Consider the following 13782-nt stretch of genomic DNA (forward strand, 5'->3'; position numbering starts at 1 on the left):
CCTTTATGCATTTCGGGTGGCTAGTGCGAGATCGTGCAATTCCTGTTCCTGCGCCTTGTGTTCCGGGCTGAAGCGCACGGCGATGGCGCACAGCGCCGAAATCGTCACCAGCGCGCCGAGCATGGTCAGCGTTTGCTGGGTATCGCCCAGCCCCTTCATCAGGAAACCGGCGGCCACCGCGCCGACATTGCCGCCGGCGCCGATGATGCCGGCCACGCCGCCCAGCGCCTTGCGGTCGATGAACGGCACCAGCGCATAAGTCGCGCCGCAGGCCATGTGGGTGAACAGGCCAAACGTCAGCATCGCCACCACCGCCAGCGCCACGCTGCCGGCGTGGGCAAACCACAGCAAACCCAAGCCCTCCCCCAACATCAGCACGAACAGCAAGACGGCGCGGCTGTCCAGGTTGCCGCGCAACGCTGCGCGGTCGGACAGCCAGCCGCCCAGCGCGCGGGCAAACAGGGCCAGCAAACCAAAGCTGGCGGCGGCCATGCCCGCTCCCTTCAGCGACAAGCCGAAGTGGTCGACGTAATAAATGGCGGCGATGTTGTGAATGAAAATCTCGACGCCGAAACAAGCGCCGTAGGTAACGAACAGCAGCCACACCCGGTAGTTGGCGCTGGCGGCGCGAAAGCTGGCCCAGCCGCCCTTTTTCCCACCCTCTATCGCCACGCCGCGGGCGCGCAGATCTGCGTAATTGCCCTGCGGGCAATCCTGCGTATAGCGCCAGTACAGCGCCGCCATGATCAGCATGAACGCGCCCGGCACCAGCAACGCCAGGCGCCAGCCCATGGTTTCGCTGACACCCAGCATCAGCAACGCCGCCACCAGCAACGGCATCAAGGCTTGCGCCGCGCCGCCGCCGGCATTGCCCCAGCCGGCCGAGGCGGCGTTGGCGGTGCCGACCACGTTGGAGGCAAACATGACCGAGGTGTGATATTGCGTGATGACAAAACTGGCGCCGACCGCGCCGATGCACAGGCGGAAGAACAGGAAACTCTCATAACTCTGCACCATGGCCACGCCGAACACCGGCAGCGCGCCTATCAGCAGCAACCCGGTGTAAGTCTTGCGCGGGCCGTAGCGGTCGCACAGCGGACCGACCAGCAAGCGCACCAGTATCGTCACTGCTACTGCGGCGATATTGATATTGGCGATTTGCGCCATGCTCAGTCCGAGCTGTCCCTTGATCAGCGGCATCAGCGGCGCGCAGGCGAACCATGCGAAGAAACAGACGAAGAATGCCATCCAGGTCAGGTGAAAGGCGCGCATCTGAGGCGTGCGCAGGCTGAAGAGTTGGATGCTGGTCGCTTTGTTTGCCATTTTTTGTCTCTTTAAAAACAAAAAGGCGTCCTCTCGTCCCAACCATAGAGTGGTCGGGCCAAGAGGACGCCGTTGTCCAACAGATCCGTCATTGGACCTGCGTTAGAAAAGGTCGGATCTTCGTTGATCCTATGGCCTGATCCAGAGCAAACGCCGTGCCACCAACTTAATCTATTGATTTAAAAGGAGTTTTTTATTTTCCAGGGGAGAGGACTTTTGCCCGCCGCGCCGTTGCAGCGCGCAGCGCAGGGGTTTTTGCCTGAAGATGGTGCACTGCACTCTATTTCGGTGCAGCGGCCGTGCGCCGGCTATATCGCCTGCCATCCCTCGATCCCGGTAAATATCCCGGCGGCAATCAGCAATGCGCCGACCGCCTGCGCCGCGACCAGGCTGCCGCGCGGATTGGCGTCGAACCAGTTGCGGGTGCGGCTGGACAGGATGGCAATGAAACCGTACACGCCGGCCTGGGTAAGCGCGGTGATGATCCACAGCACCAGCGCCTGGCTCCAGATCGGTCCGGCGTCGATTTTCAGGAACTGCGGAAATATCGCCAGCATGAAGACATAGGCTTTCGGATTGAGCAGGCTGGTCAGCATGCCTTGGTAAAAAGTGGTCGCGGGCGCCTTGGCCGCCTGCTGCGGCGACGCCGACGCAAAGTGGAAGCCGCTCTTGCTGCGCAACAGCGACCAGCCGATCCAGGCGATGTATGCGGCGCCGGCCAGCAGCACCAGGTTGAACAGGCTAGGCCATAGCTTGAGCACCACCGCCAGGCCGAGGGCGCCCATGGTCATGTGGCAAATGCCGCCGGCGACAATCCCGGCCACCGCCGCCAGGCCCGAACGGCGGCCGCCGACCAGGGCGCTGGCCAGCACGAAAGCCATATCCAGCCCCGGCAGGATGATGACGCCGAATACGATCATGAAGTACAGCCAGAGATTGACGGATTGGTTCATGTTGAGGTCTCCTGAAGGTAAAAAAATTGCACGAAGGATCCGCGGCGGCGCGCTTATTCCGCCAGCCAGCGCAGGCGCGAGCGCCTGGTCGGATCAAGGATCACCAGCTCCGGCGCCGACCTGAGCAAACCGTCGCCCGCCAGCTGCCTGGCAGCGCGGTCGGCCAGCGGATAAAAATCGATTTCCAGCTGCCGGTCGTCCCTGGCGATCCCCAGCCATACCAGGTAGAGGCCGTCGGTCCTGACCGGCAGCTGCGGGAAATTGTTTTTCGCGTCGAGCGTCACCAGCAGCCCGGCCTGGCGCATGCCGGCCGCCTGGTAAGCATCGAAGGCCGACGCGGCCTGGCGCGCAAACAGCTCGACATCATTCGCCTTGAGCGCAAAGATTTGCGCCACCACCACGCCCTGTGCGCCGCTTGTTTCGCGCACCGGGTCAACCGCCGGCAGCACGCTGACGCCGCTGTCCCGGCGCAGCGGCCGCAGCAGCAGCACGTTGTCGCTGTCGACGATCAGATCGTTCAGCCTGGTCCGATGCTCTTTCCATACCGGTCCGTAGTAGAACGCGCTGTTGACGATGGCGCGCTCATCCATGCTCTTGAAGCCGCGCAGCCAGGTAAAGCCATCCTGGTTTGCGCGTTCGGAAAACTGGCCAAGCGCCAGCGCGCCGAGTTGCTGGAAGGCTTCCGGGAAAAAACTTTCGAAATAGGCGATGAAGCTGGACCGGCCGCCGCTCTTGACCTGGTAGCGGCGGAATTCGATCACCTGGAAATCGCTGGGATGGCTGATGTTTTGCATGGCTGGCCGCTGGCTGGTTGAAGGAATCGGGCAACCTAGCGCAGGCGGCGCGCCGAGCATTGCCGACAGCAGAAAAACTCCGGCGATGAATCGATACATGGCGGTCCTCCAGCATTTGGTTGGCTTGGATTTTTTGTTGCTGGAATCGAAGATAATGTCTATATAGGACATAATTAGCCCTATATATAAAATATCCTGTAAAGCATGTACCACCCAACCACACGCGTGCTGGCAGTGCTGGAACTGCTGCAAACCCATGGCCGGATGAGCGGGGCCGAGATGGCTGCGCGCCTGGAGGTCGACGGCCGCACGCTGCGCCGCTATATCGTGACCCTGGAGGAAATGGGCATCCCGATCACCACCGACCGCGGACGCCACGGCGGTTATGCGCTGGTCGCCGGCTTCAAGCTGCCGCCCATGATGTTCACCGACGACGAAGCGCTGGCCTTGTCGATCGGCTTGCTGGCGGCGCGCAGCCTGGGCCTGGCCGAGGCGGCGCCGGCCGTGGCGAGCGCCCAGGCCAAGCTGGAGCGGATCATGCCGGCCAACCTGAAGCGCCGGGTCAGCGCCGTCGATGAAACGGTTAGGCTCGACCTGTCGCAAGCTGTCTCGCCGGCCGACAACGCCGCCCTGGTTGCGCTGAGCACGGCGGCGCAAAACAGGCAGCGGGTGCACCTGCACTACCGCAGCGCCATAGGCGGCGACAGCGAGCGCGATTTCGACGCCTATGGCCTGGTGTATCGCGGCGGCCGCTGGTATGTGGCCGGCATGTGCCACCTGCGCAAGGACCTGCGCTCATTCCGGCTGGATCGCATCGGGCAGGTGCAGTTGCTGGAACAGCGTTTTATCCGTCCCGCCGATTTCGACGCCCTGGCGCACCTGGCGTTTTCGGTAGCCACCATGCCGCGCGCGTTTGCGATAGAGGTATTGCTGAAGACCGATCTCAAGTCGGCGCGCGATCATTTGTCCGATGCCATCGGCATCTTCGAACAGGCGGGAGACGGCGTGCTGGTCCACAACCAGTCGGACGACCTCGACTGGTTTGCCCGGCAACTGGCCCGGCTGCCGTTCGCATTCGAGATCCGCCATCCGCCGGAACTGCGCGACGCCGTCAAGACCTGCGCGCAAAGATTGCTGGCGCTGGCCGCGTTAGAGTGACGCCTCGCAATATTGACAGTATGTCGCGGGATCAATGCACAGTAGACTGGTTGTGATGTAGATTCGCAACTTCGCGGTTCTCCGCAGAACAACAAGCCACGGAAAAAATCGCGCTCCAGGCCGCAAAACATAGCGGCGGCAAGAGTTTGGCGGCTTCTCCGTGATATCCTGACCGATCTAAAAACACACTGCTTTTGTTGTCAATGAATACACCTGCTGTCGTCACCACTCCGAACCCTGTCCAAACCGCGCGCGTCCTGCTCAAGGAATTCCAGGAAAAATTCGCGGTATTCCGCGATTACCAGCCGCTTGCGATCGGTATCGACAAGCAGCTCATCGCGCTGTCGCCGGAACTCAACCGCAAGACTTTGCGCATAGCGCTCGGCATGCATACCAATTCGCTGCGTTATCTCAAGGGCATGGAAAAGGCGACGCACAGGTTCGACCTCGAAGGCAACAGCACGGACGAAGTGACCGAAGTCCATCGCTCCCATGCAACCGAGACGCTGCGCGAACGTTTCAAGAAAAACGCTGAACAGCGCAAGGCCCAGCGCGCCGCCGAAGCGGCACAGGAAGCCGCCGAAAAGGCAGCGCGCCAGCATGCGGAAAAACTGAACCAGCTGACTGCCAAGTTCTCGCGCAACCGCTGATCCGCCGCGCCGCCCCCCCCCAGCTCCTGCACAGGCGGCTCCGGCTTATTTACGGGTCAGCAGCCAGATCCAGCTGGAGCCGATATTCTCCAACATGATTTCCTCGCTTGAAGCATGCAGCCTGGGCTCGGTCGTTTTTCCCAGCATCGAGAGGTATGCTTCCCGGCTGCTTTTATTTTTCAGCCTCTGCGTTGCGCGCCGGGTATAAGTATCGCCAAACGCCACAACCCTGCTCAGCATGCCGTGCAGGTCCCGGTCATCGGCCAGCTCGTCTGCCAGACGCCGCCAGATACCTGCCTGGTTCCAGCGCATGAAACGCACGTAAGCGGTCTGCCAGCGGCCGAATTCCGGCGGCAGCGCCGACCACTTGGAACCGTTATCCACCACCCAGAAAATGGCTCGCAGGAACAAGCGGTTGTCGCGGCCGGTGGCGCCGGGATCGGCGTCACCTCCCAATAACAACGGTTTCAGTTTTTGCCAATGCTTTTCTCGAAGATCCATATCGTCCAAATCGTCCATATCGTGCCTTGATGATGTTTATCAAATTGCCCGATACATTTTTGATCATTTCGATTGAAAAATACATAAGGAATGGCTTAATCCAGGGACGGCAAACGCCCTTGTTTTTCCTGGACAGCACATCGCGCCGGGCGACAACCCGCCGGCTTACTTGATCAGCTTGAGTATTTCGCGGAATTTCGGATGGTCGCTGTTGCCCATCCATTCGAACATCAGCATTTCGCTGCTGACGATGTCGGCGCCGGCGGCGCGGGCGCGCTCGATGGCCGCCTGCTTGTCGCTGGCGCGGCGCGAACCGATCGCGTCGCTCACCAGTTTTACCCGGCGCTGCCGGTGCAGCAAACCCAGCACCGTCTGCAGCACGCAGACATGCGCCTCGCAGCCCAGCACCACCAGCTCGTCGCGACCATTGCTCAGCGCCGCCATGAAATTCGGCTGGATGCAGGCATCGAAGCTGGTTTTTTCTACGGTTCGGTCCAGCAACGCATGGACAGGCGCAACGGTGGGCCCCAGCCGCAAGGGCTGCTGCGCCGTGCCGATCACGGGAATCTCCAGCAGCCTGGCGGCCTGCGCCAGCAGCACTGCGCGTTGCAAGACCTGCGCGGCGTCGCCGATCACCGGCATCAGTTTTTCCTGCAGGTCGACGACGATCAGTGTCGTGCGGGAGGCATCGCAAAGATAGCTCATGGGCAGTCAGTATATTTAAGGCAGATCCTTGTTTTATACCACGCGCCGCAAGCGTTTTTCGTTCCGTCCGCGGTCAGACCCGTTCCAGCACCACCGCAATGCCCTGGCCGACGCCGATGCACATCGTGCATAGCGCGTAACGGCCCTGGATGCGCTGCAGCTGGTTGACTGCGGTAGCCGCCAGACGCGCGCCGGAAGCCCCAAGAGGATGACCAAGTGCAATTGCACCGCCATTCGGATTGACGCGCGGATCGTCGTCCGCCAAACCGAGCTGGCGCAGCACCGCCAGTCCCTGGGCCGCGAACGCTTCATTGAGCTCGATCACGTCGAACTGCGCCAGCGCCAGGCCAGTCATCGCCAACACCTTGCGCGTCGCCGGCGCCGGGCCCATGCCCATGATGCGCGGCGGGACGCCGGCGGTCGCCATGGCGACTATCCTGGCCCTGGGCGTGAGGCCATGCCTGGCGGCATTGGCTTCGTCGGCCAGCAGCAGTGCGCAGGCGCCGTCGTTGACGCCGGAGGCATTGCCCGCCGTCACAGTGCCGTCCGGCCTGACCACGGCTTTCAGCTTGGCCAGCGCTTCCAGGCTGGTGGCGCGCGGATGCTCATCTTTATCGACGATGACGGCTTCGCCCTTTTTTTGCGGGACCGCAACCGGCGTGATTTCGCTGTCGAAATAACCGGCGTTTTGCGCCGCCACTGTTTTGGCCTGGCTGGCGAGCGCCATCTTGTCCTGGTCGGCGCGGCTGATGCCGTATTCGGCGGCGACATTTTCAGCGGTCTCCGGCATCGAGTCGACGCCGTACTGCTGTTTCATCAGGGCGTTGACGAAGCGCCAGCCGATGGTGGTGTCTTCGATCCTGGCGCTGCGCGAAAATGCGCTTTCGGCCTTCGCCATCACGAACGGCGCCCGGCTCATGCTCTCGACGCCGCCGGCGATCATCAGGCCCGCCTCGCCGCTCTTGATGGCGCGCGCCGCCGTACCCAGCGCATCCAGGCCCGATCCGCACAAGCGGTTCAGCGTCGCCCCCGGCACTTCCAGCGGCAAGCCGGCCAGCAAGGCCGACATGCGCGCCACGTTGCGGTTGTCTTCGCCGGCCTGGTTGGCGCAGCCGTAGATGACGTCGGCCACCGCCTGCCAGTCGACCTGCGGATTGCGCGCCATCAGGGCGCGGATAGGCATTGCGCCGAGGTCGTCGGCGCGGACGCTGGCCAATGCGCCGCCATAACGGCCGAAGGGCGTGCGCTGGGCATCGCAAATGAAAGCGTGGGACATGGGGTTCTCCAGGATCAGTTAATCAGCAAGCCATGACGAGCGGCACCGCGGTCAGCTTCTGCAGCTCCTCTAACTGCAGGCCGTCGACCATGGCGATGACCCTGGCGCCGTCCGGGTCGAGGTCGATCACCGCCAGGTCGGTGTAGATCCGGCTGACGCAGCCGATGCCGGTGAGCGGATAAGTGCAGGCCGCGACCAGCTTGCTTGCGCCCGATTTGGTCAGGTGCTCCATCATCACATAGGTTTTTTTGGCGCCTATCGCCAGGTCCATGGCGCCGCCCACGGCCGGGATCGCATCCGCGGCGCCGGTATGCCAGTTGGCCAGGTCGCCGCTGGCCGACACCTGGAACGCGCCCAGCACGCAGACATCCAGGTGGCCGCCGCGCATCATGGCGAAGCTGTCGGCATGGTGGAAATAACAGCCGCCCGGCAGCAGCGTCACTGCCTGCTTGCCGGCGTTGATCAGGTCGTAGTCTTCCTCGCCGGCGGCCGGCGCCGGGCCCATGCCGATCACGCCGTTCTCGCTGTGCAAGATGACTTCGCGGTCGCTCGGCAAGTGGTTGGCCACCAGCGTCGGCAGGCCGATGCCCAGGTTCACCACGGCGCCGTCAGGTATGTCCTGCGCCACCCGCGCCGCCATTTGTTCTCTGTTCCATTTATTTGTCATGTCCTGTCCTTTTATGCTGCTTTGAAACCCGCCGGGCCGGTAGCGCTGCGCGGCACCTGCACCACCCGCTGGACGTACAGCCCGGGTGTGACCACGCTTTCGGGATCGAGGCTGCCCAGTTCCACGATTTCATGCACCGAGGCGATCGTCACCTTGGCGGCGCTGGCCATGACGGGACCGAAATTGCGCGCGGTCTTGCGATAAGCCAGGTTGCCCCAGCGGTCGCCGCGCTCGGCCTTGACCAAGGCGAAATCGGCATGGATCGGATGTTCCAGCACATACATCTTGCCGTTGATTTCGCGGGTTTCCTTGCCTTTGGCCAGCTCCGTGCCGTAACCGGTGGGCGTGAAGAAAGCGCCGATGCCGGCGCCGGCAGCGCGGATCCGTTCCGCCAGGTTGCCCTGCGGGACCAGTTCCAGCTCCAGTTCGCCGGCCCGGTACAGGCCGTCGAAGACCTGCGAATCGGCCTGGCGCGGGAAGGAGCAGATGATCTTGCGCACCCGCCGCGCCTTCAGCAGCGCCGCCAGGCCGGTTTCGCCGTTGCCGGCGTTGTTGTTGACGATCACCAGGTCGCGCACGCCTTGGGCGATCAAGGCGTCGATCAGCTCTGCCGGCTGTCCGGCGCCGCCGAAACCGCCGATCATGACCGTGGCGCCGTCATGAATATTCGCGAGCGCCAGTTCGACAGAAGGAATAATTTTATTAATCATGGTCTTTACGAACATTTCGGTTGAAAAATATACTAAAGTTCTTATAATGAACAAATATTCGTATAAAGAACTTATTTGAAAAGGATAGTCAGCAGGCAGGCCGATGTCAACTGCTGATTTGTTGCGCCTGGGCGTTTGCCCAGGCCCTGCTTTGCACAGCGATGTCTGTACCTGCCGCCCTTGAGCGGCAACTGATTGAAAGCAAACGCCATGTCGAAACCATCCCTACTCTCCACTCCGGCTGCGATTGCAAGCAGCGAAGATGGCGGCGCCCATGATCCAAAGCCAGGCGACAGCTACGTGCAATCGTTCGCGCGCGGACTCGCCGTGCTGCGCAGCTTCGGCGCCCGGTCGCCGGCGCAGACGCTGACCGAAGTCGCGGCTGCCGCCGGGCTGACCCGCGCCGGCGCGCGCCGCATCTTGCTGACCTTGCTGCACCTGGGGTATGTCGAGATGGATGGCCGCCTGTTCCGGCTGACGCCCAAGGTACTCGAACTGGGCTTTGCCTACCTGTCGTCGCTGCCGGTATGGACCCAGGCCCAGCCGGTGATGGAAGACCTGGTGCAAAGCCTGCGCCAGTCGTGCTCCGCCGCCGTGCTGGACGGCGACGAGATTGTGTACGTGCTGCGGGTCCCGGCGCACAAGATCATGTCGATCAACCTGGGCGTGGGCAGCCGGCTGCCGGCCTACTCGACTTCGCTGGGACGCGTGCTGCTGGCCGGTTTGCCGGATGAGGTCCTGAGCCAGCGCCTGGCTGCCGCTGCGCTGCCGGCGCATACGCCGCAAACGATAGTCGACCCGCAGCGCCTGCTGGAAATCATCCGGCAGGTGCGGATCCAGGGCTGGTGCATGGTCAACGAAGAACTGGAGCCGGGGCTGGTGTCGCTGGCCGCGCCGGTGTTCGACCGCAACGGCCGGGTGGTCGCCGCCATCAACCTCAGCGGCCAGGTAAACAACCCGACGCCGGCGCACCTGCTGGAACACTGCCTGCCCATGCTGCTGGCCGCCGCGGCAAAAATCAATTTGCTGGTGCGGGCGCAAAAATGACGCAGGCCGGCAAATCGAATGGCGTGAAATACGCGGCCTTTTTCCGCAACCTCAGCCTGGGGCGGCCCGACTGTTCCGGCAAGGCGCAGCCGGAGCCGAAACACGGCGCGGCGCCTGGTGTTGAAACATGGCTGAGACATCCCGAAGACCATAGGCCATAGTCTTCGGAATATCCGTCAACGGGGCCGGCGGACGGAGGCGGCCATGCGCCGGCTGGATGACCAGTCAGCCAGCCGGACTTTTTCACGAATCGCCGCACAGGCTTGCAAGATCTGCTGGATTTCCACTTCGGTCAGGCCGGAGTTGAGCGTCAGCCTGACCAGAGAACGGTTCTTGGGTGTCGCCGGGGCGCAAAAAACCGCGCCGAAAATGCCTTCCTCTTCCAGCGCTTTGCGCAACACCAGTGTCATCGGCTCTGTGCCGGCTTCCAGCGCGATGATTTGTTCGGTGCCGTCGCTGACGTTGTAGCCCAGGTCGCTCAAGCCATCGCGTATGCGGCGCGCATTGCGGTGCAAGACAAGACGGCGATCGTCGGCGCTGCGAATGAAATCGAGCGCTGCATCGAACCAGGCAAGTTCATGTCCCAGCAAGCAGGAACTGAAAATGGCGGGGCGTGAAGCCGACAGGAAATAGCCTTTGAACTTGCTGGAACAGGTAATGAATCCGGCCCGCCCGCCAAACGCCTTGGCCAACGACGCAGTACGGAAATGCACGCGTTCGGACAAGCCCATTTGCACTACCAGACCGGCGCCTCCCGGTCCATGCGTGCCGAGCGAGTGCGACTCATCCACCACCAGAATGCTGCCGCTGTCTTCGGCAATGGCCAGCACTTCCGGCAAAGGACAGACGCTGCCCGAGGTGCTGTAGACGGCGTCGACCACAATCACCCCCGCGCCATGCTTAAGCACCTGGCGCCGTAAATGCTCGATCTCGTTGTGCAGAAACGGCACCGGACGCGCCTGCCCGGAATGCACGCCTTCCCACAGCGATGCATGGGCTTGCATATCCAGATACACCGGCACGCTTGGGCCGGCAATGCTTTGCATCAATCCGACATTGCCACTCCAGCCGGATTGCGTGACAAGGCCATCTTCCGATTCCATGAAGCGAGCCAGCCGTTGCTCGAGACGGTGCTGAGGACTGCCCTCCTGTAAAAACACCTGTGACATCAACAAATTAACGTCGCCCTGCTTCAGGCGCGATACCTGGGCTTCAATCAGGGCCGGCTCCGCCGCGATGCATAGGTAGTCGTTGCTGGACAGGTAAATTGCATCCGGACCGGGCGCGCACCATTTATGCAGGTGTTCGCCGCCCAGCAGTCTTTCGATGCGATCAATATAATGCTCGTCCATCCGAGCTGATACGAACGCAGGCAGCCGTTGCTCCGCTGCCGAAGTTAAATCAGCATGGTAGCTTGTAGTTAGTGGCATAATTTTCTCCCAAGACACTACTCTGTTGACATGCCAGACAGAGTAGCCAGCGCTCGCCTGCCTGGAATCTGGAGCCGAGCTGAGCAAATGGTTGTGAAAGCGCGGTAATCAGCCGGCCCATCAACTAAGTGCAGCGCAGCAATTTATAATAGGCTAATATTTCACCTCCCATGATTGAGCACACAAGCATTCGGAGCCGGATAAGCCAGCGCTGGCCGGCCTGGCGCAACGCCACAAGTACATGGTGGTCCCACTTTTATGGGCAATACAACAACTCCATCGAACGTTTCATGGTGCTGGCATGGGTCGCCATCGTCGGCATGCCGCTGTACTACGTCGTGTGGGCGTACTGGTTTCCGCAACCTTATGAAAATCTCGCCTTGCGGATTGTGGGTGTAGTGATTTGCCTGCCCGCTATCTTCCTCCGGCACCTGATTCCAAAAAAATGGCTGACCGTCTATTTTTTTATCGGATTGACTTATGTAGCGCCATTTTTCTTCACTTTCATGTTTCTGATGAACGATGGCTCCTCGATCTGGGGCCAGTCACTGCTGATAGCGCTAATCATTCTGTTCCATTTCGACACCACCTTAGCCTTCCTGTCCTATGTCATAGGAAGCGCACTGGCTTATGCCGTTTATGCAACGATCCACGGCAGTCTCATGCCGCTCAGCGTCCAGATGCTGGAACAAGTGCCGATTCAGCTGTTCGCTGTCTTTACGGTGTCGCTCGCCAAGGTCGGCAGAAAGGTGCTGGCGCAGGAGAAACTGGCGGGCATGGCGACCGCGCTGGCGACGGTGTCGCACGAACTGCGCACGCCTTTGCGCAGCATCAACGCCAATGCACGCGGCCTGAGCCGCCTGCTGCAGGAAAACGCCGTGCAGGCGACGCCAAGCCAGCTGCCGATGGAAAAAGCGCTGGCCCGGATCGAACTCGAAGTGCGGCACATGAACAACGTGATTGACCTGTTCCTGCTGAGCGCCTCGACCGGCAGGGAAAACCTGATCCCGAAGGACATCGTGTCGATGGCGGCCGTGGTCGAACTGATGATGCAACGCTATCCGTTCGTCAACCAGGAACAGCGCGATCTGGTGGCCGTCACGGTGCGCTCCGATTTTCGTTTGCTGGGACAGGTCGAGCTGTGCTCGATGGTCCTGATCAATTTGCTGCGCAATGCGCTGACCTCGATCCAGCGCGTCGGCAAGGGCCGCGTCCGGATCGTGGTGGACGGCGCCCGCGCCCGGCCACGGCTGTTGTTCATCGATACCGGCTGCGGCATTGAAGCCGGGCGCGCATCGCAGATTTTCGAACGCTTTTACGCTTATCCCGAATCCAGCGGCACCGGCATCGGGCTGGCGTTCTGCAAAGATGTGCTGGAAGCCTGGGGAGCCCGCATACGCGTGGTTTCGCGGCCGCTGGGCTACACCATTTTTGTATTGGATTTTCCACCCATGGTGCAACAAAAAGCAGCAGATGTCCGCTCTCTGTTAAATTAACTGTCTTTCCATATCAGGCGCTTTGCCTCTTTCCTTGGCCTGCATTGCCCGACATGAATATTTCGTTACCTGTTTATCAACATCCGACCCTGACTATCCTCATCGATGATAGCCAGAGCTTCCTGGACAGCCTGGCTTTCCAGCTGCCGCCGCACATGGCGCGCAAAGTGTTCCACGATACCCAGGCCGCCCTCGACTGGCTGCGCGACGCTTACCGCCATTCGCCCAGCAAGAGCCAGTCGATCCGGGTCAACTACGACGAACAGGCATTCTCGTTCGAGCGGCGCACGGTGGCGGTCGATATCGAGCAGATTTACCGGCAATCGATGAACCGCCGGCGTTTCCTGCTGCCGTCGGTGCTGGTGATCGACTACGCCATGCCGCAAATGAATGGCCTGGCGTTTTGCCAGGCGGTGCAAGACCTGCCTTGCAAAAAGATCCTGTTTACCGGCCAGGCCGACGAAAAGATCGCCATCGACGCCTTCAACCGCGGCCTGATCGACCGTTTCATCAAGAAGAGCGACCACGACGCGCTGGACCGCCTGGAACTGGAGATCCGCAGCCTGCAAAAGGAATTTTTCCACGCCCAGTCGCTGACGCTGAAAGACCTGCTGTCGCGCCATTCCTTCACCTTCCTGTCCGACCCGGCCCTGGAAACGCTGGTCGAGCAGCTGTGCAAGCGGCATGGCTTCGTCGAGTATTACCTGTTTCCCAACCCGACCGGCATCCTGTTCTTCGACATGCACGGCAAGGCGACCCTGATGGTGGTGGAAACCGAGGCCAGCCTGATGTCGCAGCTGGAGGTGGCGCAGGACTATGGTGCGCCGCTGGAATTGCTGACCGGTTTGCGCGAATTGCGGCTGGTGCCGTTCTTTTCCGACAGCGGCGGCATGTATACCGACGCGTTGCGCCACGATTGGCTATCATATTGCTTGCCGGCACAAATTTGTTTCGGTGCCCAGGACTACTACTGGGCGCTGTTTGATTTCCCCAGCCATTATTTACGTGAACCTTTTTATTCATTGGCGGATTTTTTACGCGACCAGTCCGCCGACATAAAATCATAGGATCC

14 protein-coding genes are annotated in these 13782 nt (G+C 61.3%); 5 read left to right on the forward strand and 9 right to left on the reverse strand.

Annotated elements, in window-relative coordinates; genetic code table 11:
• Positions 1–3 precede the first annotated feature (3 nt).
• From V8G57_RS19425 to V8G57_RS19435, 3 genes are all read right to left on the reverse strand, one after another.
• Positions 4–1323 carry an MFS transporter gene (locus tag V8G57_RS19425; protein ID WP_342830743.1) on the reverse strand — a complete coding sequence of 440 codons (1320 nt, stop codon included), beginning with the start codon at positions 1321–1323 and terminating at the stop codon, positions 4–6.
• 308 nt (positions 1324–1631) lie between these two features.
• Positions 1632–2276, reverse strand: a complete 645-nt coding sequence (locus V8G57_RS19430) for a LysE family translocator (protein WP_342830744.1) — start codon at positions 2274–2276, stop codon at positions 1632–1634.
• 53 nt (positions 2277–2329) lie between these two features.
• The gene (locus tag V8G57_RS19435) at positions 2330–3169 is read right to left on the reverse strand and encodes an NIPSNAP family protein (RefSeq protein ID WP_342830745.1); all 840 of its coding nucleotides are present in this window, start codon (positions 3167–3169) and stop codon (positions 2330–2332) included.
• Between the two features lie 105 nt (positions 3170–3274).
• Here V8G57_RS19435 and V8G57_RS19440 point away from each other — a divergent pair, with 105 nt between their 5' ends.
• On the forward strand, positions 3275–4228 hold the full coding sequence (locus V8G57_RS19440) for a helix-turn-helix transcriptional regulator (RefSeq protein ID WP_092400040.1): 954 nt from the start codon (positions 3275–3277) through the stop codon (positions 4226–4228).
• Between the two features lie 203 nt (positions 4229–4431).
• Positions 4432–4878, forward strand: a complete 447-nt coding sequence (locus V8G57_RS19445; protein WP_342830746.1) for a ProQ/FINO family protein — start codon at positions 4432–4434, stop codon at positions 4876–4878.
• 45 nt (positions 4879–4923) lie between these two features.
• Here V8G57_RS19445 and V8G57_RS19450 read toward each other — a convergent pair whose 3' ends face one another.
• From V8G57_RS19450 to V8G57_RS19470, 5 genes are all read right to left on the reverse strand, one after another.
• Positions 4924–5379: a transposase gene (locus V8G57_RS19450; protein WP_342830747.1), complete on the reverse strand. Its 456-nt coding sequence runs from the start codon at positions 5377–5379 to the stop codon at positions 4924–4926.
• Between the two features lie 165 nt (positions 5380–5544).
• On the reverse strand, positions 5545–6084 hold the full coding sequence (locus tag V8G57_RS19455; protein WP_342830748.1) for an isochorismatase family protein: 540 nt from the start codon (positions 6082–6084) through the stop codon (positions 5545–5547).
• Between the two features lie 73 nt (positions 6085–6157).
• Positions 6158–7360: a 3-oxoadipyl-CoA thiolase gene (gene pcaF / locus V8G57_RS19460; protein ID WP_342830750.1), complete on the reverse strand. Its 1203-nt coding sequence runs from the start codon at positions 7358–7360 to the stop codon at positions 6158–6160.
• A 22-nt stretch (positions 7361–7382) separates the two neighbouring features.
• Positions 7383–8027, reverse strand: coding sequence for a 3-oxoacid CoA-transferase subunit B (locus V8G57_RS19465; protein ID WP_342830751.1), 645 nt, complete (start codon positions 8025–8027; stop codon positions 7383–7385).
• Positions 8028–8038: 11 nt separating this feature from the next.
• Positions 8039–8737, reverse strand: coding sequence for a 3-oxoacid CoA-transferase subunit A (locus V8G57_RS19470; protein WP_342830752.1), 699 nt, complete (start codon positions 8735–8737; stop codon positions 8039–8041).
• Positions 8738–8947: 210 nt separating this feature from the next.
• Between V8G57_RS19470 and V8G57_RS19475 the strand changes: the two genes are divergently transcribed.
• Positions 8948–9784: an IclR family transcriptional regulator domain-containing protein gene (locus V8G57_RS19475; RefSeq protein WP_092400052.1), complete on the forward strand. Its 837-nt coding sequence runs from the start codon at positions 8948–8950 to the stop codon at positions 9782–9784.
• A 176-nt stretch (positions 9785–9960) separates the two neighbouring features.
• Here V8G57_RS19475 and cqsA read toward each other — a convergent pair whose 3' ends face one another.
• Positions 9961–11214, reverse strand: a complete 1254-nt coding sequence (cqsA, locus tag V8G57_RS19480; protein WP_342830753.1) for an alpha-hydroxyketone-type quorum-sensing autoinducer synthase — start codon at positions 11212–11214, stop codon at positions 9961–9963.
• 290 nt (positions 11215–11504) lie between these two features.
• Here cqsA and V8G57_RS19485 point away from each other — a divergent pair, with 290 nt between their 5' ends.
• Together V8G57_RS19485 and V8G57_RS19490 are read left to right on the forward strand one after the other, a co-directional pair.
• The gene (locus tag V8G57_RS19485) at positions 11505–12710 is read left to right on the forward strand and encodes a sensor histidine kinase (protein WP_342830754.1); all 1206 of its coding nucleotides are present in this window, start codon (positions 11505–11507) and stop codon (positions 12708–12710) included.
• A 53-nt stretch (positions 12711–12763) separates the two neighbouring features.
• Positions 12764–13777: a response regulator gene (locus V8G57_RS19490; protein ID WP_342830755.1), complete on the forward strand. Its 1014-nt coding sequence runs from the start codon at positions 12764–12766 to the stop codon at positions 13775–13777.
• The last annotated feature ends 5 nt before the right edge of the window (positions 13778–13782 follow it).

Origin of the sequence: Collimonas rhizosphaerae, assembly GCF_038896935.1 — a bacterium.
GTDB classification, from domain to species: domain Bacteria; phylum Pseudomonadota; class Gammaproteobacteria; order Burkholderiales; family Burkholderiaceae_D; genus Collimonas; species Collimonas rhizosphaerae.

What these genes read in the sequence shown, in the direction of transcription:
- V8G57_RS19465 (WP_342830751.1), bottom strand. Translation starts at nt 8,027, where the DNA reads ATGACAAATAAATGGAACAGAGAACAAATGGCGGCGCGGGTGGCGCAG.
- pcaF (WP_342830750.1), bottom strand. Translation starts at nt 7,360, where the DNA reads ATGTCCCACGCTTTCATTTGCGATGCCCAGCGCACGCCCTTCGGCCGT.
- V8G57_RS19475 (WP_092400052.1), top strand. Translation starts at nt 8,948, where the DNA reads ATGTCGAAACCATCCCTACTCTCCACTCCGGCTGCGATTGCAAGCAGC.
- V8G57_RS19490 (WP_342830755.1), top strand. Translation starts at nt 12,764, where the DNA reads ATGAATATTTCGTTACCTGTTTATCAACATCCGACCCTGACTATCCTC.
- V8G57_RS19430 (WP_342830744.1), bottom strand. Translation starts at nt 2,276, where the DNA reads ATGAACCAATCCGTCAATCTCTGGCTGTACTTCATGATCGTATTCGGC.
- cqsA (WP_342830753.1), bottom strand. Translation starts at nt 11,214, where the DNA reads ATGCCACTAACTACAAGCTACCATGCTGATTTAACTTCGGCAGCGGAG.
- V8G57_RS19435 (WP_342830745.1), bottom strand. Translation starts at nt 3,169, where the DNA reads ATGTATCGATTCATCGCCGGAGTTTTTCTGCTGTCGGCAATGCTCGGC.
- V8G57_RS19450 (WP_342830747.1), bottom strand. Translation starts at nt 5,379, where the DNA reads ATGGATCTTCGAGAAAAGCATTGGCAAAAACTGAAACCGTTGTTATTG.
- V8G57_RS19425 (WP_342830743.1), bottom strand. Translation starts at nt 1,323, where the DNA reads ATGGCAAACAAAGCGACCAGCATCCAACTCTTCAGCCTGCGCACGCCT.
- V8G57_RS19440 (WP_092400040.1), top strand. Translation starts at nt 3,275, where the DNA reads ATGTACCACCCAACCACACGCGTGCTGGCAGTGCTGGAACTGCTGCAA.
- V8G57_RS19470 (WP_342830752.1), bottom strand. Translation starts at nt 8,737, where the DNA reads ATGATTAATAAAATTATTCCTTCTGTCGAACTGGCGCTCGCGAATATT.
- V8G57_RS19455 (WP_342830748.1), bottom strand. Translation starts at nt 6,084, where the DNA reads ATGAGCTATCTTTGCGATGCCTCCCGCACGACACTGATCGTCGTCGAC.
- V8G57_RS19445 (WP_342830746.1), top strand. Translation starts at nt 4,432, where the DNA reads ATGAATACACCTGCTGTCGTCACCACTCCGAACCCTGTCCAAACCGCG.
- V8G57_RS19485 (WP_342830754.1), top strand. Translation starts at nt 11,505, where the DNA reads ATGGTGCTGGCATGGGTCGCCATCGTCGGCATGCCGCTGTACTACGTC.